Here is a 25,104-nt window from a genome sequence, read left to right on the forward strand (position 1 = left end):
CATAGGTTAGTAGCAGAAGTAACGAATGAAATGAAAGAAGACGGGCGCGGTAAAGATCAGCGAATCGAGCCGATCAAGGATGCCTCCATGTCCGGGTAACAGCGTGCCGCTGTCTTTAACACCGATATCGCGTTTGATCGCGGACATCACCACATCACCGCAAAATCCAGTTATGCCAATAATCACACCTGCCAACAGCGCCATCGGCCAGTTTAACGGCGTAAGCAGCGGCCCCAGAATCATTGCCGCCACCGCCGTCGTTACCACGCCCCCCAGCAATCCTGCCAGGGTCTTATTCGGACTGACCTTCGGAATGACTCTGATACGGCCGAGCGATTTCCCCCACAGGTATTGAGCAATGTCGTTGAATTCGGTCAGCCCCACCAGAAACAGCACCAACAGTGCGCCGGTCTGTAGACCATCTGCAGGCAGTACCAGTAAAAAGGCGACATGGCTGAAGGCAAATACTGTCGTCATCAAACTCCAGTGCAGTTGAGACGCGGTACGTAAAAAGCCCTGCGTATCGCCTGTAAGGACCATCCGCGCAGGTAAGAACAGAAAAACATAAACGGGAATAAACACCACAAACATGCCGTACCAGCCAATGCCAATCAGCCAGTAATTGATGGGGATGGCAATAAACATCCACAGCAGTGGCATACGGTCTGATTGTCGCGACGGTGCCAGCGTCAGAAACTCTTTTAGCGCTATAAAGCTCACCAGTGCGAAAAATGTCAGCGCCAGCCATTGCGGACTGAGCATCGCCAGCGAAAACAGCACGATAATCACCCACCATGTGCGAATGCGCAGCGTCAGTTCCTGCCAGTCTTTCCCTGGACGCAGCAGCACCAGTAATCCATTGACTACCGTTGCCACCAGCAAAAGCGCAAAAATGACCGCGAGCGATTTCTCCAGCAACATCATTTCGCCTCCTCGTCATGTAATGCACTACGGCAGCGGTTGATGACCGTCCACAGCAGCAACACGATTGCAACGCCCCACACGGCGTTATTCCAATGCAAAAGCTCTGGCCAGATCGCCAACCCCAGTCCCCAGGCACCAAACACCAGCGCCCTGTCGCTTTTCCCCAACGGCCCGGCATAGCTGCGCACGCCATTGATGGTTTGTGCCAGCACACCACAAAACTCGGTCATTGCCGCACAGAACAACATGAGCAGCACCAGCAACGTATTACTGTATGGCAGCAGCATAAAAGGCAGGTAGAGAGCGACATCAGAGAGAACATCCCCAGTCTCATTGAGAATGGCGCCAGGACGTGATTTTTGATTGCACTCTCGCGCCAGCATGCCGTCCAACGCATTAAGCGCCATACGCACAAACAGCACGACAGGAAGCAGAAAAAATAAATCAGGATGAGGAAAGAAAACTAACACCGCACCGGTGATCAGGGAAAGCGCCATCGCTGCAAGGGTGACGTGATTAGCGGTGGCATGGTGTTTGTACAACCAGAACATCAATGGGCGCAGAAGCGCCTGAAAAGCGGGCTTTATCTGATAAAGCGTCATCATCATTCCCTGATAATCTATGAACTTTTGTCATAGTGCACTAATTAATCACATCATGACGAATGCTTTCCATCAACTGAAGGTAAAATCAGATATTACCAACGTGTGGCAACGTTACTTTTTCAGCCACTTACCGTTAATGCCCTGCACATACTCACCCGGCTTTGCACGGTCGACCAGCTTTTGTCCGGCCATTTTCGCCACCTCATCCACCGGAATCTGATGGCTTTTCGCCAGCTGTTGATAACTGGCGCTACGCTCTTTATTAATCTCGCTGACGAGCGAGCGCGTTTCTGGATCGGTTGCCAGCGCCACCAGATAACCATTAAGCGTTTCCCCCACTCGCCCTTGCGTTCTCGCTTCGCTCAGAGTCAACGCGATGGCGTTGCAGCTCAATAAACTCAGGATAAGAACGGTCGCTCTAAGCTGTTTTTTCATCATGACCTCAGAACAAATCACTGCGTGACTTCAATAAACTTTCCACGTCCTTATCAACCTTGATATGAATTTCATGCTCAATTTTGACGTTCATATTGATGGTGATCGGTTCCTTCGGCGCTGCAACTTCAATACGCGGCGTACAGCCAGCCAGTAAGAAGAGCGCCAGCATGGCAATCATCGTTTTCATTGTTGTTCCTCACATTCCTTGCCTTCCGGGCAACGGGTTTCCGGCAACGCGGTGTTTTGTTCAAGCCATGCCTGTAAGTTGTCGCCAAAACGCAAACTGCGCCAGAGCGTAAAGACATTTTCTTCATGGGTATAGTTCAGGTTAACCGTGCCGACTTTACCGTCCACATGGCTTTTACCCGTGACCGTCGCCTGCATGGTCAGCACGCCCAGATTGTCCAGATTAATCTTCGTCCACGAACGGGCAATCTCCATATAGCGTAACCAGTTGATTGCCGCGCCCGCCGCCATATTGTCTTTGACGACCGCATCGGCGGTATCTTTATCGATACGCAGCGTCATCGGGCCTGGATTGGTTAACCAGCCGTCTTTAATGATCCATTTTTCATTGCTCAGCCACAGCGGAAGCGCGCCGCTAACCGGGCCGGACATCGCAAATTGTTTGGGATTCACCGCGCTGATCAGTTCGCTGGAAGAGACATTTTGCACCCGCAGCAGTGCCGGATCGTGCTGCGGCATACGCAGCTGTTTCATGATGATTTTGCCGCCCAGCACATCCACGCTCACGTCACTCAGCAATAAAGGATTCTCTTCGCTCCACGGATAGCTTCCCTGGAGATCGGCCGTGATATTTTTCGCGGTGACCTGGTTTACCACCTCTGCGATGCGTAATGACACCGGCCCGCGCGTCCCCAGTTGCCAGGCACCCTGACTGAAACGGAACGGCAACACAAAATCGACGCCGTTGATTTGGTTGTCCGGCATCCAGGCGCTACCGCCTTTCAGTACGCCGTGTCCACCCGCTTCGAACCCCTGATCCTCTGCGGCGGAAAAAGCCACCTGCGCGTACAGTTCGCCTGCGCGCAAATTCATTTTCCAGTCAGGAGGCAGCAAGGGCTGGAAGACCGTAACCGACTGTTTTGGCCACCAGGCCTGCCCGCGTAAACGAATGCCGTCCCAGCGCCCATTTACCCGCACTGGCCCAATCGCCCCGGCGTGCAGGTCGCCTTTGAACTGGAATACCGTTGGGTCCGTTCCTTCAACGCTGAATTTGAGCGTTGACGGCGGTAAGACGCTGCCGCCGGTGAACACGGTATTGCCCGCATCCAGCGATAACGCGCCGCTGAAGGTCGGGTTCCCGGCATCACGAACCCACACGATCGGTTTATCCAGCACCAGGCGCGGAGACGCCACCGTCATCGTGCCGTATTGCAGTTGATCGAACCCGGTGGACAGGTCGGTAAGCGTGATGGTGTTATCGTGCCATTCTCCTTTCCCGGCGACATCCCAACCGGCGTTCATCGGGGTGAAGCTGCCCTCGCCCCAGTAACGCCACTGCCAGCGCCCTGCATCGGGAAGAAAATCATTCGCCAGCCCATCAAGATGCAGGACAAAGTCGCCCATCTTATTTTCGTGCGCGCGTAAAATTGCCTGTAATCGGCCATCAACTCCGCGTTGGGTGACTTTTACACCAGCCAGCGGCCAGCGAATTTCGTCAATATCCAGAGAGTCGATCACCCGGCCACGAGAACGCAACAGCGCGCCGGGTTCAAAGGTCAGTTGTGGATCGGCCAGACTGCCGGTGAGCTGTGTCGGCAGTACCGCATAAAAAATCAGATCGTCCTGTTTTGCTTCACCGGTTAAACGCAAGGGCATGTCGCTGTTATCCATACTCAGCTTGCCTGGCCCAATCGTCAGCACCGCATTGCCTTTACCCGCATCGCCTTGCGTCAGAACATTCAACCGGCCGCTTATCACCGCATTCTCAAGACCTGCCTGCCAGTTATTAATGTTGATCCCCAGACGTCCGCTCAGCGGAAAGCCCTGATACGGCCAGTTCCAGCGTCCATCGCTGATGGCAAGTTGCTGGCGAGTAACCTGCCAGGGGAGATCGAGCAGCGGCTCCGGGTTACCGCGCGCCATGACGATCAGCTGTCCGGCGTTGTCCCGCCACTCCAGTTCCGCATCCACCAGCGACGGTTCCTGCGGCAGGCTCAGCGTTGCGACGGCGTGTCCGTTCACCGGCAGCCCGTCCGGCACCAGAGGCAGCGTAAATTCTCCTTCCAGTTTTACAGGGGGCTGATTTTCGAAGGCGCTCACCTCCAGTTGGCTGACGGTGAAGTTTTGCCCGTGCAGCCGCCCCTGAAAGTTGACCTTCTCGCCCTGATAACGAATCTGTTGGAGGGCTGGCGTCAGCGAAAGCGACAATTTCCCCTGCCATTCCTGCCAGAGAGAAAGAATAAGCCTGTCGATATTAACCCAGGTATCAGGCAGCATAGACTGCCATTCTGCGAGCGTGCGCGGCGCTGCGGGCGATGGTTCAGATTCAGGGAGTTTTGCCAGACAGGCGGAGTCCAGTTCAAGCGTACCGATATTCAGCTGCCAGCGGCTGGGATGGGTGAGTTCCGCGCCGCTCATGCGTGCTAACGGGCAGTCCTTCACCAGATAACGCAGCTCCGGGATATGCAGGCCGTGGCGCGTAAGTTTCGGGCTTTCATCCAGCGCGATACGCGTACCAACCGGTAACCAGATGCCCGCCAGCGTAGGAAGCCACAGGCCAAGCGTCATGAGCAGCGTTAACGGTATAAGGATCAATAATAAAAGTAGCGCGAGAACGGCTTTGTATTTACCCTTCATGGGTAGTTAATATCCTGATTTAGCAAAAATTAAGCCGGTAAGGCTCGTATTGTGGCATGTTTGGGCGCTCAGTTGAAGGCATCGCCCTCACTAAGGATAGATGTTCTGCCGCGACCCAACAATTTTGAGGCCGTCTTAGAAATGATAAAGTTGATGATATAACAGAGCGTTAGTATCCGATCCTTCTGCCATCTCACCATGATGGCGCACATCCGCAGTCAGGCAAACATTTTGTACTGAATTAACTCAGTCTCCTGATTTATTACGGAAAACAGAGGCGCAGAGGACTGACCATTTGCAGATCCTCTGCCAGGGTTCACATTCCTGCCATTCTGTAGCAGCGTTTATACCCGGTATGTTCCATTCCTGAATGCCAGATACCGGGTAAGGTCATATTTCAGCAAAACTGCGCCAGCGCCAATCAAGAGAACATCCTTGATAATGAAGCTGTCAATTTTCCCCAGTTGTGGCAGCAGGCTCAGAGTCGTTACTCCTGTAGTGATAACAATGAGATCGCCAGATATGCCAACACCAGGTCGGGCGAAGCCAATGATCAACGCAAGAAATGTAATGGTTTCCATAACGCCAAGGAAATAACTTCCCCCGTGGACACCAAAAATCAAATACAGAATATTGAGCCATGTTGATGAAATCAGAGGCTCCAGGGCCATAACTTCAAAATCAAACCATTTATAAGTACCAAACAGCATAAATACACCGATAACGCTCAGGCGAAGAATGACGATGTCGTAATCTGAGCGAATAAATCGATTAATGAAATTCTTCATTCATATTCTCCAGGAAGATAATAATGAGATGCCAGTCAGATTTTATCTCAGATGAGAAATATCAGTTCAAAAAAAGCACTCCGATCAATGCCGTTATTTTTAAATGGCAGGTGCATTCCATTTTTTAAGCCGATTTTTTTCTTGATATTGTAAATATGCGAATATACTGTTTTCTTACTTCGACCTCTCACCCTGGCGATTTGCTCTACACTAAAGTGTTTATAGTATAAAAGGAAAGCGATAATTCTTTCATTATATGTTAATGATTTACCTTGATCACTCAAACAAGATCCATGCTTCATATTGCAAGGCTCTGACTTGCAGGCAAGGTAAAAATCATACCCGTAGAAAAGTACGCTCATGAGTCCGGCGAACTCATTATCACAGATAATAAAATACGTTTCTTTTTTGCTGTTAAAATGTTCAACGCCAAGTGCCTCACACGAGTTGAATAATACTTCAGCGCCTTGCTGAAAATAAAAATCATGCGTCGCGATGATAATTTTCATTATCGCTCCATGAGCAGGGAGTAAAATACCCCCTGCTGTAAGCTTTAATCAGAACTCCAGACTAATACCCGTGTTCCATGAAACGGAGTCTCCACCGGCCGCAACTGCCATTTTACCTGCAACATTGTCTGTAAAGCGGTAGCCGATCCCAACGGCTACTGCCTGCTTATCTGAATATCCTCCCAATGCCGCAGTAGCATTAAATTTACCCACGCTATAAGGCTGGAATAAACCTGCAAGCGCCGCATTCTGAGCTGCACTTTCACGAATTTCTTTGCGGTTGTTAGATATCTGTTTTTGCAGACCATTCATTCTGTCTGCCGCCATTTTTTGCCAGGATTCATGAAGATCTAAACGGCGACTATTCTTACTGGCCGCAGACTGGTTAGCATTGATTTTTCCAGATAAATATTTGCTGGTCTGAGAAAGCTCGCCACGAACAGCTTCCGTATTGTTGTCTATACGCGCGTAAGCATCCCTTTTGACACTGCCGATTTCGCCGCGCAGGGAATCACCCTGCTGCTTAAGCTCGCCACGCACGGCTTTTGCATTACTGTCGGCTCGTGCGTAGGCATCCCTTTTGGCGCTGCCGATTTCACCACGCAGGGAGTCACCCTGCTGCTTAAGCTCGCCACGCACGACTTTCGCATTATTGTCAGCCTGTGCAATTGCATCAGCTTTGGCCTGGCCAATTTCGCCGCGCAGAACATCCTTTTGTTCATCCAGTTCTTTATTAACCTTTCCAACGCTTACGGTCACGTCCTGTTTCACCGTATTTATTGCGTCCTGCTGTGAAGCCAGCGAGCGATTTTGAGCATCAATATGCTCCGCTAAAACATCAGTATAAACACTCTGCAAGATATCCCGAGCACTAATAGCATTATCAACATACTCTCTCGTACTTTTATCTGTAGCTTTAATATACTCTCTCGTTCTGTCATTTGTAGCTTTTACATGATTATCTATATATTTGGTCAGCTCATCTTTAGAAACGCCCCCTTTTTGAGAAACGGTTTGAGCTAATTCAGCCAGTTGCTTAAATAGTTCTTTTTTGGTAACTGGTGTGTCGAGATCGTTGCCCTGGTCCGCTGCCCAACTGATATTGCTTAGAGCACCGAACAAAACCACACCTAGCATAGAGGCCATAACATTCTTATGCATGTAAACACCCTTAAATTAAAATTAAGAACAATTTTTATCTATTGCAGAAATAAACAGACTCAACCAGAGAACAACAATCTGGAATTCGCCATCTTTTGCGTAGGAAATTTTCAATCAACCAAACCTGCCTGATTCCAACTTTTAAATTAATTGCTATCATCTCTCGACTGAAGCCAGAAAGTATTAGTGCAAGAACACTTTTAGACAGCTTCGATAACCTCCCGGAAGAAAGTCGCGCATGTGTTATTTCATTAAGTAAAGGTACTGTATCCGTAAGATATGCTGTATCCTGAACAGATTCTTTCCTTAGTAAAACAGGAGGAAGAAAATAAATTACACGCTGTATTGTTTTATCGTGGTGTTTTACACCGCTTCTCCCTTCAATAGTGAAGTAGTTAAAAAACTCAGCAATGGTCTCATCCACAGGCAAAAAATAGCCATGCTTAAATATCAATGCTGCGCACGGGTAACATTCCCGAACATGCAGCCAGAAACTCAAAAATAAAGACGGCCGCCCATATATTACGACAGTAGCTGAAGGATACCTGTGAAGCTGCTCCAGTAGACTACATGTAGAGCAGGCATTTTCAGTTATTGAAATTGGTTTATTCAATAAGGTTATCTTGCTTACTGTACCAGGCTTATTCATCGACAGATTCATCGCGTACATTTTTATTCCATTAAAAAGTCGCTACGATACTGCGCGCAGTCATAATAACACCTCCAACTTAACTTCGCCGGATAAGACAGGATTTAACATGCTGTGTTGTTAATAGTATGTATTAAGTTAAGGCAATATCATCCCTCCACTCTCGTTTGTATTGAACGTGTTAATAAAAATCACGAAGATTCCAGTTAAAATAACAAAACTAATTTCTTGGTTAAATTATGCTTATTTGGAATCCTTTGACAATCCCTTGATAAACGGGATAACAGGAGCATATCAACGCCTGTTTAAATAAGTGCAAAAAATAAAAGGGAAATTACTGCTGGTCACACCAGACAGGACAATTGGTGAAATTTACAGAAATGTGATAAATATCACAGCAAATGAAAAAGTTCATGAAATTCATCATGGAATGGAGCGATGGGCGGAGCAATTATTAATTTTTGTCAATCAATTGAAGCGATAGGTGATTTCGTATGAAAGTGATGGTTTGCAGGTTATGTCTGTCGGTTGTTCGACGTTACGAACGTCTGTCAGACTGATTCGCTACAGAAAGGATACGTCAGTCTGTGGAAGAGTAACTGGCCCACTGATAAGGCGTGGGTTCAGAATGACCGGAAGGGAAATATGTGTTAAAGAAAGTTGTTTAATTTTAGTATGATAGGTGCCTTAAGAAGAGATGTTCTAAAATTATTCATTATGTCATGATCACGCCTATCAATTATTTTTTAAATTTTGTAAGATAATTTTAATTGATTCAATGTTATTCCACCATCGCTGGAGAAAGTCTTATGAAACTCGCTGTTTACAGTACAAAGCAGTACGACAAGAAGTACCTGCAACATGTTAACGAGTCCTTTGGTTTTGAACTTGAATTTTTTGACTTTCTGCTGACTGAAAAAACGGCAAAAACCGCCAACGGTTGCGAGGCGGTATGCATCTTCGTTAACGACGACGGCAGTCGCCCGGTTCTGGAAGAGCTGAAAAAGCACGGCGTAAAATACATTGCGCTGCGTTGCGCTGGCTTCAATAACGTCGATCTGGACGCCGCAAAAGAGCTGGGTCTGCAAGTCGTGCGCGTCCCGGCCTATTCTCCTGAAGCCGTCGCCGAACATGCGATTGGTATGATGATGACGCTGAACCGTCGCATTCATCGCGCTTATCAACGTACCCGTGATGCAAACTTTTCACTGGAAGGTCTGACCGGTTTTACCATGCACGGTAAAACGGCTGGCGTGATCGGGACGGGCAAGATCGGCGTCGCCGCGCTGCGTATTCTGAAAGGTTTTGGTATGCGACTGCTGGCGTTTGATCCTTACCCAAGCGCCGCCGCGCTGGAGCTTGGCGTGGAGTATGTCGATCTGCCGACGCTGTTTGCGGAGTCTGATGTCATTTCTCTGCATTGCCCGCTGACAGCTGAAAACTACCATTTGCTTAATCATGCCGCGTTCGATCAGATGAAAAATGGGGTGATGGTGATCAACACCAGTCGTGGGGCGTTGATTGATTCGCAGGCGGCAATTGAAGCGCTGAAAAACCAGAAGATTGGTTCACTGGGGATGGACGTCTATGAAAACGAACGCGATCTGTTCTTTGAGGATAAGTCCAACGATGTGATTCAGGATGACGTATTCCGTCGTCTGTCTGCCTGCCATAACGTGCTATTCACCGGGCACCAGGCTTTCCTGACTGCGGAAGCGTTGACCAGCATCTCGGAAACCACTCTGCAAAATCTGGAACAGCTCTCAAAAGGTGAAACCTGCCCGAACGCCCTGTTCTGACCCTTCTGCTCCCCTGCGTTCAGGGGAGCACTTTCAGATAATCCCCGATGATATACCAGGCTATATCATTACAATTATGAATGATTTCCCGTCAGCAAATGTAGAGAGTTTTAATGAAGAAGATCGTCGCACTGGTTGCACTCAGCATGCTTATGGCAGGCTGCGTCAGCAATGGAAAAGTCTCCGTTAACTGTGATCAGCTACAGCATCACCGTTTTGTTCTGGAGAGTGTAAACGGAAAACCAGTCGCTGCGGGTAAGAACGCCCCGGAGTTAAGCTTCGGTGAAAAAATGACGGTTTCCGGCCGCATGTGCAACCGCTTCAGCGGCCAGGGCAAGCTGTCTGATGGCGAGCTGAAAGTCAAAGAAATGGCGATGACGCGTATGATGTGCGCCGACCCGCAGTTAAATGAACTGGATCACACCATTAGCGCGATGCTCAAACAAGGCGCGCAGGTCGACTTAACGGCTAACCAGTTGACGCTGGCGACCGCAGAACAAACGCTGATGTTCCGACTGGCTGATTTAGTGCATTAATAGCTGCCGCAGCTTCCAGCGGCGAGCGACTGTTCACTACAGCGTTTGCCGTTGGGTAATGCGCACATGCCAATCGCCGATCCGTCAAGCTGACGGGCAACAGAGAGCGACCCGCCAATCATGGCGCAGTTAGCTTCCCCGGAACTGGACATTGCCGCCTTTAACCCCGGCGCAACATGCGCTGCCGTCGCCTGCTGAACAGGCTCATTACTACAGGCCGACAATAATAACGCGGCACACCCCACTAAAAACGCTGAGCGCATCTCTCTCCCCTCTGAACGTTAGCCGAAACGACACCGCCATAAATAATAGGCAGGCTGCCCTGCGTCGTCGAGAGGCAAACTGCCCATTTATGCGGTTCATTGACATTTTTTAGCAATTTTTTTGCCCTCTCTTTGATCAAATCATTCATTCCCTCTATTCCAGGGACACAAAAGCGAAAATGGTAGAGATCGGGGTTTGCTAAAATAGAGAGATAACTATCAGGGCCCGCCGATGTTTCGCGAGTCCCTCTTTTTGTGCAATGTAAGGGTGTCATATGATCACTATTGACGGTAATGGCGCGGTTGCTTCGGTCGCATTCCGTACCAGCGAAGTTATCGCCATCTACCCAATTACGCCCAGTTCGACAATGGCTGAGCAGGCGGATGCCTGGGCCGGAAACGGGCTTAAGAACGTCTGGGGCGATACCCCTCGCGTCGTAGAAATGCAGTCGGAAGGCGGCGCCATCGCCACCGTTCACGGGGCATTACAGACCGGGGCGCTCTCGACCTCATTTACCTCATCTCAGGGCCTGCTGCTGATGATCCCAACGTTGTACAAACTGGCGGGACAGCTCACGCCGTTTGTACTCCACGTCGCCGCACGCACCATTGCTACTCATGCCTTGTCTATTTTTGGCGATCACTCTGATGTGATGGCGGTTCGCCAGACAGGCTGCGCCATGCTGAGCGCCGGTAGCGTTCAGGAAGCGCAGGATTTCGCGCTCATTTCGCAGATTGCCACGCTGAAAAGCCGCGTGCCATTTATTCATTTCTTTGATGGTTTCCGCACCTCGCATGAAATCAATAAAATTGTGCCGCTGGCGGATGACACCATTCTGAAACTGATGCCGCAGGCTGAAATTGACGCGCACCGCTCCCGCGCGCTCAATCCTGAACATCCGGTGATTCGCGGCACGTCGGCCAACCCGGATACCTACTTCCAGTCCCGTGAAGCCACGAACCCGTGGTACAACGCGGTTTATGACCACGTTGAACAGGCAATGAATGATTTCGCCGGGGCCACCGGTCGCCAGTACAAGCCATTTGAATACTATGGCCATCCGCAGGCGGAACGCGTCATTATTCTGATGGGTTCCGCAATCGGCACCTGTGAGGAAGTGGTGGACGAGCTGCTGGCGCGCGGCGAAAAAGTGGGCGTACTGAAAGTCCGTCTGTTCCGTCCGTTCTCAGCAAAACATTTATTACAGGCGCTGCCGGAAACCGTACGTACCGTCGCCGTACTGGATCGCACCAAAGAGCCTGGCGCACAGGCCGAACCGCTGTATCTGGATGTGATGACCGCGCTGGCGGAGGCATTCAACAGCGGCGAGAGAGAAACCTTACCGCGGGTGATCGGCGGGCGCTATGGTCTCTCCTCAAAAGAGTTTGGCCCCGATTGCGTGCTGGCTGTTTTCAACGAACTGGCGAGCGCCAGACCCAAATCCCGCTTCACGGTTGGCATCTATGATGATGTCACTAATCTGTCTCTGCCCCTGCCGGAAAACACCCTGCCCGGTACAGCGAAACTGGAAGCACTATTTTACGGTCTGGGCAGCGACGGCAGCGTTTCTGCAACCAAAAACAACATCAAGATTATTGGTAACTCCACGCCGTGGTATGCACAGGGTTACTTCGTCTATGACTCGAAGAAAGCTGGCGGCCTGACGGTCTCTCACCTGCGCGTCAGCGAGCAGCCGATTCGTTCCGCTTACCTGGTAGCGCAGGCTGATTTTGTCGGCTGCCACCAGTTGCAGTTTATTGATAAGTATCAGATGGCGGAACGTCTGAAACCAGGCGGTATTTTCCTGCTCAATACGCCGTACAACGCAGATGAAGTCTGGGCACGTCTGCCGCAGGAAGTTCAGGCGGTGCTGAACCAGAAAAAAGCGCGGTTCTTTGTGATTAACGCGGCTAAAATCGCCCGCGAATGCGGACTGGCGGCACGTATTAATACCGTGATGCAGATGGCCTTCTTCCACCTGACGCAGATTCTGCCTGGTGATAGCGCGCTGGCGGAATTACAGGGAGCGATAGCGAAAAGCTACAGCAGTAAAGGCCAGGAGCTGGTTGAGCGTAACTGGCAGGCGCTGGCGCTGGCGCGCGAATCGGTAACAGAAGTTCCGTTGCAGGCGGTGGACCCGCACAGCGCAAATCGTCCTCCGGTGGTGTCTGACGCAGCGCCCGATTTCGTTAAAACGGTTACAGCCGCCATGCTCGCCGGGCTTGGTGACGCCCTGCCCGTTTCAGCGTTGCCGCCAGACGGCACCTGGCCGATGGGGACGACCCGTTGGGAAAAACGCAACATCGCCGAAGAGATCCCTATCTGGAAAGAAGAGCTGTGTACCCAGTGTAACCACTGTGTCGCCGCCTGCCCGCACTCGGCGATCCGCGCTAAAGTGGTTTCGCCGGAAGCAATGGAGAACGCCCCGGCCAGTCTGCACTCGCTGGATGTGAAATCACGCGATATGCGTGGTCAGAAATACGTGTTGCAGGTGGCGCCGGAAGACTGCACGGGTTGTAACCTGTGTGTTGAAGTTTGCCCGGCGAAAGACCGCCAGAACCCTGAAATCAAGGCCATCAACATGATGTCCCGCCTTGAACATGTCGAAGAAGAAAAAGTGAATTATGACTTCTTCCTCAATCTGCCGGAAATCGACAAGAGCAAGCTGGAGCGTATTGATATTCGCACCTCTCAACTGATCACGCCGCTGTTCGAATACTCCGGCGCCTGCTCCGGTTGTGGTGAAACGCCGTATATCAAGCTGCTGACCCAGCTGTATGGCGACCGCATGTTAATTGCCAATGCGACCGGCTGTTCTTCTATTTATGGCGGTAACCTGCCTTCAACGCCTTACACCACCGATGCCAACGGTCGCGGCCCCGCATGGGCGAACTCGCTGTTTGAAGATAACGCCGAATTCGGTCTGGGCTTCCGCCTGACAGTTGATCAGCATCGCGTGCGCGTCATGCGGCTGCTGGAACAGTTCGCCGATCGCATCCCAACGGATTTAAACGACGCATTGCACGCCGACGCGACGCCGGAAGTTCGTCGTGAACAGGTCGCCGCATTACGCCAGCATCTGAAAGATGTCGACGGCGCGCATGAACTGTTAACCGATGCCGATGCGCTGATTGAGAAATCAATCTGGCTGATTGGCGGTGACGGCTGGGCCTACGATATTGGCTTTGGCGGTCTGGATCATGTGCTGAGCCTGACCGAGAACGTCAATATTCTGGTTCTGGACACGCAGTGTTATTCCAATACCGGCGGACAGGCGTCGAAGGCGACGCCACTTGGCGCGGTCACGAAGTTTGGCGAACACGGCAAGCGCAAAGCGCGTAAGGATCTGGGTGTGAGCATGATGATGTACGGTCATGTGTATGTCGCGCAGATCTCGCTGGGCGCGCAGTTAAACCAGACGGTGAAAGCAATCCAGGAAGCGGAAGCGTATCCGGGGCCATCGCTGATCATTGCATACAGCCCATGTGAAGAACACGGCTACGACCTGGCGCTGAGCCACGATCAGATGCGTCAGTTAACGGCTACCGGCTTCTGGCCGCTGTACCGCTTTGACCCGCGTCGCGCCGATGAGGGTAAACTGCCGCTGGCGCTGGATTCCCGTCCACCGTCAGACGCGCTGGCAGAGACGCTGCTCAACGAGCAACGCTTCCGCCGCCTGAATGCACAGCAGCCAGACGTTGCTGAACAGCTCTGGAAGGATGCGACGGCGGATCTGCAAAAACGCTATGACTTCCTTGCTCAACTGGCAGGTAAAGCAGAAAAGAGCAGTGCTGAATAATACGGCTGTTTGAGTATTCGTCAGGACGAAAAAAAGCCCGAACCAAGGTTCGGGCTTGTCAATTCATTCGCTGGAAGATCAGTACTTATCGCAATGGCCCAACGAAAAAAGCAAAATGTGACAATAAAGGCATATAACCCGCGCAGAATATCGCAACAAAATTAAATTGTATAATTTTTATTTTATATGTTTTATTAAAAAACATTCCTGTCAATTATCATCATTTCTGTAGAATTATTTAATTAAGATTTTACTTAAGGCGTAACAATTCATATTTATCTCTTTACGGAACTTCTCCTTTAGCATGATTTCACTTCCCTTATGGGGAGTCACAGGTAAATAAAAAAACTAAAGGGTTATTTCAATGAAAAGAAAAGTACTGGCTCTCGTAATCCCTGCCCTGTTAGCAGCAGGCGCGGCCCACGCCGCTGAAGTTTATAATAAAGACGGCAATAAATTAGATCTCTATGGCAAAGTAGACGGTCTGCATTATTTCTCTGATGACGCAAATTCTGACGGCGATCAAACATACATGCGTATGGGTTTCAAAGGTGAAACTCAGGTTAACGATATGATCACGGGTTACGGCCAGTGGGAATATCAGGTTCAGGCTAACGGTACCGAAGGTGATAAAGGTGACTCCTGGACTCGTCTGGCATTCGCAGGTATTAAAGTCGGTGACTATGGTTCATTCGACTACGGCCGTAACTACGGCGTACTGTACGACGTGGAAGGCTGGACCGATATGCTGCCAGAATTCGGCGGCGACTCTTATACCAAAGCAGACAACTTCATGACCGGTCGTGCTAACGGCGTAGCAACCTACCGTAATACCGACTTCTTCGGTCTGGTGGATGGTCTGAGCTTTGCGCTGCAATATCAGGGTGCGAATGAAAACCAATCCGGCAGCGAAGACACGTATTCCCAGGAGGGGACAAATAACGGCGGTGACCGTAACGTGAAAAACTCCAACGGCGACGGCTTCGGTATCTCTTCAACTTACGATCTGGGTATGGGCGTCAGCTTCGGTGCGGCATATACCACTTCCGACCGAACGAATCAGCAAGCAAATCACTCTACTGCTGGCGGTGATAAAGCAGATGCGTGGACTGCTGGCCTGAAATATGACGCTAACAACATCTATCTGGCGACCATGTATTCTGAAACCCGTAATATGACTCCTTACGGTGGCTCAAACGGCAGTGATAACACCATTGCCAACAAAACCCAGAACTTTGAAGTTACAGCGCAGTACCAGTTCGACTTCGGTCTGCGTCCTGCCGTATCTTTCCTGATGTCTAAAGGTAAGGATCTGGCCGGCGGTGAAGATAAAGACCTGGTTAAATATGCTGACGTAGGCGCGACCTACTACTTCAACAAAAACTTCTCCACTTATGTTGATTACAAAATCAACCTGCTGGATGAAGATGACAGCTTCTACACTCGCAACGATATGTCTACTGACGACGTCGTTGCTCTGGGTATGGTTTACCAGTTCTAAGTTCGTCAGCCCGCTGGCAACGGCGGGCTTTTCTCATAACAACAGTGTTTTATCTATACTAAAACAATATATTTGTTGCGCTAAAACTCTCCATTGATAGATGATATATTGCATAAAGATCTGCTGTAGAGGACGCCGGCAATGAACCATCATCCCGTTAAATCATCCCGTATTGCATCCGTCGGCTATGACGAAACCTCCAGCACGCTGGAAATTCGTTTTCATCGAACCGGTACTCTGCAATATCTCGGCGTCCCGTCGCGTATTTTCCGTGATTTTCTTGTCGTGGTTTCTAAAGGCCGCTTTTATGACGGCGTGATCAAAGGGAAATTTCCAGAGCAGAAACCAAACTCACGCTAAAATGTGACTCCTGTCATTGTACATAAAGTGCCATTAAGGGTTAAACTTTAATCGGATACTTAAACAGGAGGTTTTATGAGCAGAACGATTCTTGTGCCCATCGATATTTCAGATTCAGAATTAACTCAACGCGTTATCACCCATGTTGAAGCCGAGGCAAAAATAGATGACGCAGAGGTCCATTTCCTGACCGTTATTCCGTCACTGCCCTATTACGCCTCTTTAGGCCTGGCCTACTCAGCAGAGTTACCGGCTATGGACGATCTGAAAGCCGAAGCAAAATCTCAACTGGAAGAGATTATCAAGAAGTTCAGTATTCCTGCCGACAGAGTACAGATTCATATCGCGGAAGGTTCTCCGAAAGATAAAATTCTGGAAATGGCTAAAAAATTACCGGCAGACATGGTGATTATTGCTTCTCACCGCCCGGACATCACCACGTATCTGCTGGGCTCCAACGCCGCAGCGGTCGTACGCCATGCCGAATGTTCCGTCCTGGTGGTTCGCTAAACGCATCAGCCCGCACGCCGTTGCGGGCTTTTCATATCCACTTTTCAACCCTGCACGCTTACCTGCAACCTGAGGTATAACGGGTATAAATGTGCTGACATTCTTCTCGCCAATCCGTACCATACACGCCACAGTTTTTATATCAGATTTCTTTTGCCGGTCTTTCCGGCGTGATGCATACTTTTCTGATGCCACACAATGAATTGAGCCTCTATTAAATGTCGCAAAATCAAGATATTAGCAAGAAAGAACAGTACAACCTGAACAAATTACAAAAGCGTCTGCGTCGTAACGTGGGCGAAGCGATTGCTGACTTCAATATGATCGAAGAAGGCGATCGCATCATGGTGTGCCTTTCCGGTGGGAAAGACAGCTATACCATGCTGGAAATTCTGCGTAATTTGCAGCAAAGCGCACCCGTCAACTTTTCACTGGTCGCCGTTAACCTTGACCAGAAGCAACCGGGTTTTCCCGAACACATTCTGCCGGAATATCTTGAGAACCTGGGCGTAGAGTATAAGATCGTTGAAGAAAACACCTATGGGATCGTTAAAGAGAAAATTCCTGAAGGCAAAACGACCTGCTCTCTGTGCTCCCGACTGCGCCGCGGTATTCTCTATCGCACCGCAACAGAACTGGGTGCAACCAAAATTGCGTTAGGCCACCACCGCGACGATATTCTGCAAACGTTATTCCTGAACATGTTCTACGGCGGGAAAATGAAGGGGATGCCGCCGAAGCTGATGAGCGATGACGGCAAACACATCGTTATCCGCCCGCTGGCCTACTGCCGCGAGAAAGATATTGAGCGTTTTTCAGAAGCCAAAGCGTTCCCTATTATTCCGTGCAACCTGTGCGGGTCGCAGCCAAACCTGCAACGCCAGGTCATCGCCGACATGCTGCGCGACTGGGATAAGCGTTATCCAGGGCGTATTGAAACCATGTTCAGCGCGATGCAGAACGTGGTGCCTTCTCATCTGAGCGATATTAATCTTTTTGATTTCAAAGGCATTAATCATGATTCCGATGTGGTGGACGGTGGTGATTTAGCCTTTGACCGCGAAGAGATCCCTCTGCAACCCGCAGGCTGGCAGCCAGAGGAAGACGATAACCAACTGGATGAACTGCGTCTGAACGTCGTGGAAGTGAAGTAATTTCTGACTCAGCCGGATGGCGACGTAAACGTCTTATCCGGCCTACGGTGCGCATAAGCACCTGTAGGCCGGAACGGGCATTTATTTCAATAAACGAACCCGACAGCTCTTCCCTTTTATCTTTCCGTTCTGCAATTGCTTCCAGGCTTTCTGCGCCACAGGCTGGCGAACCGCCACATAAACATGGGCCGGATGTACGGTAATTTTGCCAATATCAGCGCCATCCAGACCAATATCTCCCGTTAATGCTCCCAGCACGTCGCCCGGGCGCATTTTTGCTTTTTTACCGCCATCAATGCACAGCGTCGCCATTTCAGCTTCCAGCGGTACAACCGGAACGTTGCCCGGCGGCGTCAGCCAGTTCAGTTTAAGCTGCAACATTTCAGACAGAATATTGGCGCGCTGCGCCTCTTCCGGCGCGCAAAAACTGATCGCCAGACCGCTGTTGCCTGCACGGGCGGTACGACCAATACGGTGTACGTGAACTTCCGGGTCCCACGCCAGCTCGAAGTTTACGACCAGCTCCAGCGACTTGATATCCAGCCCACGCGCGGCGACGTCCGTCGCTACCAGTACGCGCGCGCTGCCGTTTGCAAAACGAACCAGCGTCTGGTCACGATCGCGCTGCTCAAGGTCGCCATGCAGCGATAATGCGCTCTGCCCAACAGAATTGAGCGCATCACAAACCGCCTGACAATCTTTTTTGGTATTACAGAAAACAACGCATGACGCAGGCTGATGCTGGCTCAGCAGCTTTTGCAGCAGCGGGATTTTCCCCTGCGAAGATGTTTCAAAAAACTGCTGCTCGATAGATGGCAGCGCATCCACCGAATCAATTTCAATCGTCAGTGGATTTTGCTGAACCCGACCGCTGATCGCCGCGATGGCCTCAGGCCAGGTTGCGGAAAACAGCAGAGTCTGACGGCGTGACGGCGCAAAGCGAATCACCTCGTCAATAGCGTCGCTAAAGCCCATATCCAGCATCCTGTCGGCTTCATCCATCACCAGCGTTTGCAGGGCATCCAGAGAAACGGTGCCTTTTTGCAGATGGTCAAGCAGGCGGCCCGGCGTCGCGACAATAATGTGCGGCGCATGCTGGAGAGAGTCTCGCTGCGCGCCGAAAGGTTGCCCGCCGCACAACGTCAGGATTTTGGTATTAGGCAGAAAACGCGCCAGACGACGCAGCTCCCCTGCCACCTGATCGGCCAGTTCGCGCGTAGGACAAAGCACCAGCGACTGGGTCTGGAACAGACTGGCATCAATATGCTGTAAAAGCCCGAGACCAAATGCAGCCGTTTTTCCGCTGCCGGTTTTTGCCTGCACGCGCACATCTTTTCCGGCCAGGATCGCCGGTAACGCAGCGGCCTGGACAGGCGTCATCTCAAGATAACCCAACTCGTTAAGATTCTCGAGTTGGGCGGCAGGCAGGACATTCAGAGTAGAAAAAGCGGTCACAATTTAATCTCGCGGTAAAAGACACACAGTCAGCAGGCGCGTATCCTCGCAGATCTCCGCTCTTGATGCGACAATTTAATCGGTTCTTCATCCGGCGGCGGATCTGGCATAGGTTGTGGGCGCGGGATAGGATCGGGAATCGGCACCGGATCGGTTGGTACGGAATCCGACTGGCGCGTTTGCATTTGCAACAACGTGAACAGGCTGGTCATATTACCCTCCGGTCATACAGATTGACTCTTTTAGGGTAGACGCTGATATCCCGCAGGCAAAAAAAAGCCGACTAATCTAAGTCGGCGTCGTACGAATCAATTGTGCTATGCAGTAATTCAAAAAAGGAAGTAAGACAATATGGAGCGCAACGCCCATCGCTTGACGTTGCATTCACCTGCGAGAGAGATATTGCCCCGAATGGGTAGATTGTTTATTGACTTCGCTCAAATTATGCGGCGTTTTTCTGCTCAAAGGACGATGAAAAGCGTTGTTGTTACAACCATTTACTACGATGCAACCATAAGGTAACACCACCAATCAGGACAACTAACAGAATACAGAACATAGAAAATCCAAAATGCCATGCGCCGCCCGGAATTCCCCCGAGATTCACGCCGAACAATCCGGTTAAAAATGTGCTGGGCAGAAAGACCATCGCCATCAGCGACATCGTATAGGTTCTGCGCGCTAAGGACTCCTGCATGACTTGCGCGATTTCATCGGCCATCACGCCCGTGCGCGCAATACACGCGTCGATCTCATCCAGCCCCCTTCCCAGACGATCCGCGATATCCTGCATTCGACGCCGCTGATCATCATTCATCCAGGCCAGACGCTCGCTTGCCAGTCGCGCATAAACATCACGCTGAGGCGCCATGTATCGACGCATCACAATCAGTTGCTTACGCAGTAACGCCAGGAAACCACGCGGCGGGATCTGCTGATCGAGCAGATTGTCTTCCAGGTCGATAATTTTATCGTGTAATTGCTCGATAAATTCGCTGGCGTGATCCGTCAGGGCGTCACACACGTCGACCAGCCAGCCGCCGCAATCGGACGGGCCCGTCCCTTCCTGCAAGTCGCTAACCACCTCATCAAGCGCCAGAACTTTTCGCTGTCGCGTTGAGACGATAAAACGTTCATCCATATATACACGCATCGCCACTAGCTGATCAGGGCGTTCATCGGTACTGCCGTTGATGCAGCGTAAGGTGATCAGCGTGCCTTCCCCCATCCGACTGACGCGTGGGCGCGAACTCTCGCCAGCCAGCGCATCGCGTACAGAATTCGGTAACAAAGGCGTCGACGCCAGCCACTGCGCGCTGTCAGGGTGGGTGTAATTGAGATGCAACCAGCAGGGATGCTGGCTGTCGATAATATCGTCATTTTCAAGCGGTTTAATGCCGCCGCGACCATCCAGTAGCCAGGCAAAAACGGCATCCGGCACATTGACTTCCGATCCCTTGATGGCTTCCACAACGCCTCCACATTCATTCAACGCTTTTTCGTTAGTCTAGCCTTCGGCGTATGTTAAGCAATACCTCATTATCCCATTGCGCTGAAATGATTCAGAAAAGTACGGTATGGCAGGAAAGGCGCCGGCATCACCGGCGCAAATGTGTTGTGCGAGACAATATGGGGTGTTCAACGGATGATAATTTACTTAATCGAAATTTATGAATTTTAGTCTGTAGATCGATAACCTTGCGTTGCATCATCAGCTTTAATATGTCGTACGGGAAAGGGTTAACCTCTTTCAGAATGATTAGCCTGAGTAATGTTTATATAAGTCGCCATCAACCTTTCTTCCTTTTTACTCGTTCACACTTATATCGACCATTGAAAAAAAACTTATCATTCGTGGATTTGTCCAGGTTCCCTGCTAGATTTATCTGCACGTCTATTGTTGTCTCCCGATTTGTGAAAAAACGCTCCATATCACTGTAAGCTGTTAATAAAAAAGCCATTCACCAATAAACCGGCAACACAGCATGTGAAGATAACGGGATTATCGATGATTGCTCACGAACTCAATGCTCTGGATTTATTAAGTTTTCCTGTCTGGATTGTTTTACCACACACAGAAGAGTTAGTTTTCGCTAATACCGCCGCACGCGAACTGACACAGGAACAGACTTTCAGCCGTCTCAGAAAGGGGATATTTTCAACTTATGCGCAAAATGAACTGCGCATGTACGTTGCTGATTTACACCACCATCACGATATTGTTGAAATTCTGACGGTCTGTCGTGATGGTAAAGAAATCGCCTTAACCTGCCGCCTCTCGGTTAAAACCCTGTCGACGCAGGGGGACGTTATTATTTTTGAAGGCATAGAGACACCCACGGCGCAAGGCCTCAAGGCCAGCCGTTCGGCAAACTATCAGCGTAAAAAACAAGGGTTTTACGCCCGTTTTTTCCTGACGAACTCCGCGCCGATGCTGTTGATAGACCCTTCACGGGACGGTCTGATCGTCGATGCCAATCTGGCCGCACTCAATTTCTATGGCTACAGCCATGAAGCGATGTGCCAGAAACATACATGGGAAATCAACGTATTAGGCCGCCAGATCTTACCCGTTATGCATGAGATTGCCCGTCTGCCCGGCGGGCATAAGCCCTTAAACTTCGTCCATAAACTCTCTGACGGCACCACCCGGCACGTACAAACCTATGCGGGTCCCCTTGAGATATACGGCGATAAGCTCATGTTATGCATCATTCATGACATTACCGAGCAAAAACGGCTGGAACAGGAGCTGGAACGCGCAGCCCTGCATGATGCGCTGACCGGCTTACTGAACCGCAGGCAATTTTATCTTCTTACTGAGCAAAACCATACGCCCCATCTGTCGATGACAATGGATTACAGCCTGCTGCTCATCGATACCGATCGCTTCAAAAGCATTAACGATTTATACGGTCATTTGAAAGGCGATGAAGTGCTGTGCGCTCTGGCGCGAACGCTGGAAGCCTGCGCACGTAAAGGCGACCTGGTCTTCCGCTGGGGCGGTGAAGAATTTGTCTTGCTGCTGCCGCGAACCTCGCTGGAGGTTGCGCTTAATCTTGCAGAATCAATACGCGCCGCCGTGGCGAAAGTCTGTATTCCTGGCCTGCCCCGTTTTACCGTCAGCATCGGCGTCGCACGGCATGAATCGAATGAAAGTATTGATGAATTATTTAAGCGGGTGGACGATGCCCTGTACAAAGCCAAAAACGACGGCAGAAATCGGGTGCTGGCGGCGTAATAAACGTCACAGGCTGCTCGTAAGTAGCCTGTGAACGCCCTTAACGGCTGCGTTTCGCGTGACGCTCCCAGTTTTCCTGCTTTGCCTGCGCCGTTTTACGCAACGCAACATAACACGCTCCACTGCCGCCATGATGAGGCAGCGCCGTACAGTAAGCCTGAACGTCGTCAAATTCCGTCAGCCAACGCGCCACATAGCTGCGCACAATATTGGCATGCGCGTTATCTTCCCGCCCTTTGCCATGAATGATCAGCACGTTGCGTAAACCATCCTGACGCGCCTGGCAGATGAAGCTAAACAGCATCTTGCGACATTCCTCAACCGGCTGACGAAGCAAATTGAGACTCGCCTGCTGGCTGTATTTTCCCGAACGCAGTTTGTCGAGCACGCCCTGCTGCAACCCTTCCCGGCGAAATTCCAGCGGTTCGCCCAAAGGAAGAATATCCAGAAACCCGGTAGTGAGAAAATTGTCGAGCTGGAGCGTATCGATACGCTGCGGCGCCCGTGAATTGCGCGTGGGCTGCCAGTGTACATCAGCGCAACGTTTCAACGGTTGGACATCCTCCATGGCGTCAAGAAACAGCGTTTTGTCGTCAAGGTTCATGATTCCTCCTCCAGCGCGTTAAGACAGGCACTATCATAACCGCGCGCTATTATACCGACAACGGTTTACAGTTATTTCCAATAAACGACACTGGCTCAATTATCTGGCTATGCGCATCTCACTATTTCATCCCCGGTAAAGCCACGTTTTATCCTGCGTTAACCGACAATTTCAGCGGGGCTTTTGTAAAATCAATTATGCCCTGAAAGTGGAATATCTCTTTTATAGCCGTTATAACTTTATTACCCGCTGAGGGAAAACCAGGCCGGGAAAAGGTTAAGGAAGCACTGCTGTGTAGATTTTAGGGGCTGGCGGATGTCGACAGTCCCTGTTTTTTATTCTCCTGCCGTGCTTCATTTTTTCAGCATCTTTATTTGTTCGCTTTTTCAACAAACAATGACGCTAAACGTATTATGCCCGCTTATCTTTTTAGGGGTATGGTTGCGGATATTGGTCGCATGGTATCTTGTTGAACTGCTGATAAGTCCGGGAATTATCCCGCCTGCAATGAGAGATAACGGATGCTGAGATTACTTGAAGACAATATCGCGACCCCGCTGGGGCCGTTATGGGTGATTTGCGATGAGCAATTCCGCCTGCGCGCCGTCGAATGGGAGCAACACAGCGACCGTATGGAACAGCTACTGGGCATACATTATCGTTCAGAGGGATACGAGCGCGTCGCCGCCAAAAATCCGGGTGGCCTGAGCGATAAGCTCACCGCGTATTTTGAGGGAAATCTCAGCATCATTGATACGCTGGAGACCGCCACCGGGGGAACACCTTTTCAGCGGGAAGTATGGCAGGCGCTGCGCACCATCCCCTGCGGTCAGGTTATGCATTATGGTCAACTTGCCGAAAAATTAGGCCGTCCGGGAGCCGCTCGCGCCGTAGGCGCCGCTAACGGATCTAACCCGGTCAGTATCGTTGTACCCTGCCATCGCGTAATCGGGCGCAACGGGACAATGACGGGATATGCTGGCGGCGTGCAAAGAAAAGAGTGGTTATTACGCCATGAAGGGTATCTGCTGCTGTAGAAACCAGGCATTTTGTGCCTTACCCGTCACACTTTGATGCAAAGTAACCACTTATAAAGCATGGATTTTCAAAGGGATATAAATATTTCTCCTGCTTATGCCTGAATTATCCTCTATTGGGGGTAGCTCAGGCTTACGTGCTCACCAAAAAGATGTTAAAATTGACAAATATCAATTACGGCTTGAGCAGACCTATGATCCCGGAAAAGCGAATTATACGGCGCATTCAGTCTGGCGGTTGTGCTATCCATTGCCAGGATTGCAGTATCAGCCAGCTTTGCATCCCGTTCACACTTAACGAACATGAGCTTGATCAGCTTGATAATATCATTGAGCGTAAAAAGCCTATTCAGAAAGGGCAAACGCTGTTTAAAGCAGGTGATGAACTGAAATCGCTCTATGCTATCCGCTCCGGTACGATTAAAAGCTACACCATTACCGAGCAGGGCGACGAGCAAATCACTGGTTTTCATTTAGCGGGCGACCTGGTCGGCTTTGACGCGATTGGCAGCGGGCACCACCCGAGCTTTGCCCAGGCGCTGGAAACCTCAATGGTATGTGAAATCCCGTTTGAGACTCTGGACGATCTCTCCGGTAAGATGCCTAACCTACGTCAACAGATGATGCGTCTGATGAGCGGCGAGATCAAAGGCGATCAGGATATGATCCTGTTACTGTCGAAGAAAAATGCGGAAGAACGTCTGGCAGCCTTTATCTACAATCTGTCCCGTCGTTTTGCCCAGCGCGGTTTCTCTCCGCGTGAATTCCGCCTGACGATGACCCGTGGCGACATAGGTAACTACCTTGGCTTAACGGTCGAAACGATCAGCCGTCTGCTGGGTCGTTTCCAGAAAAGCGGTATGCTGGCGGTGAAAGGTAAATACATCACCATCGAAAACAGCGATGCGCTCGCAGTGCTTGCTGGTCATACTCGCAACGTTGCTTAA

24 protein-coding genes are annotated in these 25,104 nt (G+C 50.5%); 10 read left to right on the forward strand and 14 right to left on the reverse strand.

The genetic code is table 11. The annotated features are described in order from the left end of the window. Positions 1-6: 6 nt before the first annotated feature. The 9 genes from OGY62_RS09615 to OGY62_RS09655 form a co-directional block, all read right to left on the reverse strand. Positions 7-924, reverse strand: a complete 918-nt coding sequence (locus OGY62_RS09615) for a phosphatidate cytidylyltransferase (RefSeq protein ID WP_047463593.1) — start codon at positions 922-924, stop codon at positions 7-9. Next, positions 921-1,526 (reverse strand): CDP-alcohol phosphatidyltransferase family protein, encoded by a 606-nt coding sequence (locus OGY62_RS09620; protein ID WP_047463591.1) that lies wholly within the window; start codon positions 1,524-1,526, stop codon positions 921-923. The genes OGY62_RS09615 and OGY62_RS09620 overlap by 4 nt, the downstream gene beginning before the upstream one ends. Positions 1,527-1,640: 114 nt before the next feature. Then, on the reverse strand, positions 1,641-1,964 hold the full coding sequence (locus OGY62_RS09625) for a YdbL family probable chaperone protein (protein ID WP_024130313.1): 324 nt from the start codon (positions 1,962-1,964) through the stop codon (positions 1,641-1,643). Positions 1,965-1,971: 7 nt separating this feature from the next. Further along, positions 1,972-2,154, reverse strand: coding sequence for a YnbE family lipoprotein (locus OGY62_RS09630; RefSeq protein ID WP_012132311.1), 183 nt, complete (start codon positions 2,152-2,154; stop codon positions 1,972-1,974). Continuing rightward, positions 2,151-4,790 (reverse strand): YdbH family protein, encoded by a 2,640-nt coding sequence (locus OGY62_RS09635; protein WP_286459668.1) that lies wholly within the window; start codon positions 4,788-4,790, stop codon positions 2,151-2,153. Before OGY62_RS09635 ends, OGY62_RS09630 begins: the two co-directional genes overlap by 4 nt. A gap of 344 nt (positions 4,791-5,134) precedes the next feature. Further along, a complete protein-coding gene (locus OGY62_RS09640) occupies positions 5,135-5,578 on the reverse strand; it encodes a DUF417 family protein (RefSeq protein WP_012132309.1) in 444 nt (147 codons plus the stop codon). 47 nt (positions 5,579-5,625) lie between these two features. Continuing rightward, positions 5,626-6,087, reverse strand: coding sequence for a helix-turn-helix transcriptional regulator (locus OGY62_RS09645; protein ID WP_286459670.1), 462 nt, complete (start codon positions 6,085-6,087; stop codon positions 5,626-5,628). A gap of 48 nt (positions 6,088-6,135) precedes the next feature. Then, entirely contained in the window at positions 6,136-7,248 is a 1,113-nt protein-coding gene (locus OGY62_RS09650) for a YadA-like family protein (RefSeq protein ID WP_275155306.1), read from the reverse strand. A 34-nt stretch (positions 7,249-7,282) separates the two neighbouring features. Next, the gene (locus OGY62_RS09655; RefSeq protein WP_123907487.1) at positions 7,283-7,918 is read right to left on the reverse strand and encodes a hypothetical protein; all 636 of its coding nucleotides are present in this window, start codon (positions 7,916-7,918) and stop codon (positions 7,283-7,285) included. Positions 7,919-8,706: 788 nt separating this feature from the next. Here OGY62_RS09655 and ldhA point away from each other — a divergent pair. Further along, a complete protein-coding gene (ldhA, locus tag OGY62_RS09660) occupies positions 8,707-9,696 on the forward strand; it encodes a D-lactate dehydrogenase (protein WP_012132304.1) in 990 nt (329 codons plus the stop codon). A 113-nt stretch (positions 9,697-9,809) separates the two neighbouring features. Next, positions 9,810-10,232 (forward strand): heat shock protein HslJ, encoded by a 423-nt coding sequence (hslJ, locus tag OGY62_RS09665; protein WP_286459672.1) that lies wholly within the window; start codon positions 9,810-9,812, stop codon positions 10,230-10,232. Here hslJ and OGY62_RS09670 read toward each other — a convergent pair. Continuing rightward, positions 10,229-10,495 (reverse strand): putative hemolysin, encoded by a 267-nt coding sequence (locus tag OGY62_RS09670; RefSeq protein WP_286450691.1) that lies wholly within the window; start codon positions 10,493-10,495, stop codon positions 10,229-10,231. The two genes, hslJ and OGY62_RS09670, sit on opposite strands and share 4 nt — an antisense overlap. Before the next feature lie 275 nt (positions 10,496-10,770). Between OGY62_RS09670 and nifJ the strand changes: the two genes are divergently transcribed. From nifJ to ttcA, 5 genes are all read left to right on the forward strand, one after another. Next, positions 10,771-14,295 (forward strand): pyruvate:ferredoxin (flavodoxin) oxidoreductase, encoded by a 3,525-nt coding sequence (nifJ, locus tag OGY62_RS09675; RefSeq protein WP_286459674.1) that lies wholly within the window; start codon positions 10,771-10,773, stop codon positions 14,293-14,295. Between the two features lie 364 nt (positions 14,296-14,659). Further along, positions 14,660-15,796, forward strand: coding sequence for a porin OmpC (gene ompC / locus OGY62_RS09680; RefSeq protein ID WP_047463579.1), 1,137 nt, complete (start codon positions 14,660-14,662; stop codon positions 15,794-15,796). Between the two features lie 141 nt (positions 15,797-15,937). Then, positions 15,938-16,156 (forward strand): KTSC domain-containing protein, encoded by a 219-nt coding sequence (locus OGY62_RS09685; protein ID WP_012132297.1) that lies wholly within the window; start codon positions 15,938-15,940, stop codon positions 16,154-16,156. 75 nt (positions 16,157-16,231) lie between these two features. Further along, the gene (gene uspF / locus OGY62_RS09690) at positions 16,232-16,666 is read left to right on the forward strand and encodes a universal stress protein UspF (RefSeq protein WP_012132296.1); all 435 of its coding nucleotides are present in this window, start codon (positions 16,232-16,234) and stop codon (positions 16,664-16,666) included. Between the two features lie 218 nt (positions 16,667-16,884). Further along, the gene (gene ttcA / locus OGY62_RS09695; RefSeq protein WP_012132294.1) at positions 16,885-17,820 is read left to right on the forward strand and encodes a tRNA 2-thiocytidine(32) synthetase TtcA; all 936 of its coding nucleotides are present in this window, start codon (positions 16,885-16,887) and stop codon (positions 17,818-17,820) included. An 81-nt stretch (positions 17,821-17,901) separates the two neighbouring features. Here the strand turns inward: ttcA and dbpA are convergent, their stop codons facing one another. The 3 genes from dbpA to zntB form a co-directional block, all read right to left on the reverse strand. Further along, entirely contained in the window at positions 17,902-19,275 is a 1,374-nt protein-coding gene (gene dbpA / locus OGY62_RS09700; RefSeq protein ID WP_114847873.1) for an ATP-dependent RNA helicase DbpA, read from the reverse strand. A 29-nt stretch (positions 19,276-19,304) separates the two neighbouring features. Beyond that, the gene (ynaL, locus tag OGY62_RS09705; protein WP_072025335.1) at positions 19,305-19,487 is read right to left on the reverse strand and encodes a proline-rich small protein YnaL; all 183 of its coding nucleotides are present in this window, start codon (positions 19,485-19,487) and stop codon (positions 19,305-19,307) included. Positions 19,488-19,762: 275 nt separating this feature from the next. Continuing rightward, entirely contained in the window at positions 19,763-20,746 is a 984-nt protein-coding gene (zntB, locus tag OGY62_RS09710) for a zinc transporter ZntB (protein ID WP_012132292.1), read from the reverse strand. Between the two features lie 537 nt (positions 20,747-21,283). On the opposite strand from zntB, the gene OGY62_RS09715 reads away from it, so the two are divergent. Beyond that, positions 21,284-22,516, forward strand: coding sequence for a sensor domain-containing diguanylate cyclase (locus OGY62_RS09715; RefSeq protein ID WP_114847872.1), 1,233 nt, complete (start codon positions 21,284-21,286; stop codon positions 22,514-22,516). A gap of 40 nt (positions 22,517-22,556) precedes the next feature. Here the strand turns inward: OGY62_RS09715 and smrA are convergent, their stop codons facing one another. Next, entirely contained in the window at positions 22,557-23,120 is a 564-nt protein-coding gene (gene smrA / locus OGY62_RS09720; RefSeq protein ID WP_012132289.1) for a DNA endonuclease SmrA, read from the reverse strand. Positions 23,121-23,641: 521 nt separating this feature from the next. Between smrA and ogt the strand changes: the two genes are divergently transcribed. Beyond that, positions 23,642-24,157, forward strand: coding sequence for a methylated-DNA--[protein]-cysteine S-methyltransferase (gene ogt, locus OGY62_RS09725; RefSeq protein ID WP_286459676.1), 516 nt, complete (start codon positions 23,642-23,644; stop codon positions 24,155-24,157). 194 nt (positions 24,158-24,351) lie between these two features. Then, on the forward strand, positions 24,352-25,104 hold the full coding sequence (fnr, locus tag OGY62_RS09730; protein ID WP_003020397.1) for a fumarate/nitrate reduction transcriptional regulator Fnr: 753 nt from the start codon (positions 24,352-24,354) through the stop codon (positions 25,102-25,104).

Source organism: Citrobacter sp. CK198 (assembly GCF_030333295.1).
GTDB lineage: Bacteria > Pseudomonadota > Gammaproteobacteria > Enterobacterales > Enterobacteriaceae > Citrobacter_B > Citrobacter_B koseri.

Coding starts and splice junctions, on each gene's coding strand:
- OGY62_RS09615 (WP_047463593.1), bottom strand. CDS start 924: ATGATGTTGCTGGAGAAATCGCTCGCGGTCATTTTTGCGCTTTTGCTG.
- OGY62_RS09620 (WP_047463591.1), bottom strand. CDS start 1,526: ATGACGCTTTATCAGATAAAGCCCGCTTTTCAGGCGCTTCTGCGCCCA.
- OGY62_RS09625 (WP_024130313.1), bottom strand. CDS start 1,964: ATGAAAAAACAGCTTAGAGCGACCGTTCTTATCCTGAGTTTATTGAGC.
- OGY62_RS09630 (WP_012132311.1), bottom strand. CDS start 2,154: ATGAAAACGATGATTGCCATGCTGGCGCTCTTCTTACTGGCTGGCTGT.
- OGY62_RS09635 (WP_286459668.1), bottom strand. CDS start 4,790: ATGAAGGGTAAATACAAAGCCGTTCTCGCGCTACTTTTATTATTGATC.
- OGY62_RS09640 (WP_012132309.1), bottom strand. CDS start 5,578: ATGAAGAATTTCATTAATCGATTTATTCGCTCAGATTACGACATCGTC.
- OGY62_RS09645 (WP_286459670.1), bottom strand. CDS start 6,087: ATGAAAATTATCATCGCGACGCATGATTTTTATTTTCAGCAAGGCGCT.
- OGY62_RS09650 (WP_275155306.1), bottom strand. CDS start 7,248: ATGCATAAGAATGTTATGGCCTCTATGCTAGGTGTGGTTTTGTTCGGT.
- OGY62_RS09655 (WP_123907487.1), bottom strand. CDS start 7,918: ATGTACGCGATGAATCTGTCGATGAATAAGCCTGGTACAGTAAGCAAG.
- ldhA (WP_012132304.1), top strand. CDS start 8,707: ATGAAACTCGCTGTTTACAGTACAAAGCAGTACGACAAGAAGTACCTG.
- hslJ (WP_286459672.1), top strand. CDS start 9,810: ATGAAGAAGATCGTCGCACTGGTTGCACTCAGCATGCTTATGGCAGGC.
- OGY62_RS09670 (WP_286450691.1), bottom strand. CDS start 10,495: ATGCGCTCAGCGTTTTTAGTGGGGTGTGCCGCGTTATTATTGTCGGCC.
- nifJ (WP_286459674.1), top strand. CDS start 10,771: ATGATCACTATTGACGGTAATGGCGCGGTTGCTTCGGTCGCATTCCGT.
- ompC (WP_047463579.1), top strand. CDS start 14,660: ATGAAAAGAAAAGTACTGGCTCTCGTAATCCCTGCCCTGTTAGCAGCA.
- OGY62_RS09685 (WP_012132297.1), top strand. CDS start 15,938: ATGAACCATCATCCCGTTAAATCATCCCGTATTGCATCCGTCGGCTAT.
- uspF (WP_012132296.1), top strand. CDS start 16,232: ATGAGCAGAACGATTCTTGTGCCCATCGATATTTCAGATTCAGAATTA.
- ttcA (WP_012132294.1), top strand. CDS start 16,885: ATGTCGCAAAATCAAGATATTAGCAAGAAAGAACAGTACAACCTGAAC.
- ynaL (WP_072025335.1), bottom strand. CDS start 19,487: ATGACCAGCCTGTTCACGTTGTTGCAAATGCAAACGCGCCAGTCGGAT.
- OGY62_RS09715 (WP_114847872.1), top strand. CDS start 21,284: ATGATTGCTCACGAACTCAATGCTCTGGATTTATTAAGTTTTCCTGTC.
- smrA (WP_012132289.1), bottom strand. CDS start 23,120: ATGAACCTTGACGACAAAACGCTGTTTCTTGACGCCATGGAGGATGTC.
- ogt (WP_286459676.1), top strand. CDS start 23,642: ATGCTGAGATTACTTGAAGACAATATCGCGACCCCGCTGGGGCCGTTA.
- fnr (WP_003020397.1), top strand. CDS start 24,352: ATGATCCCGGAAAAGCGAATTATACGGCGCATTCAGTCTGGCGGTTGT.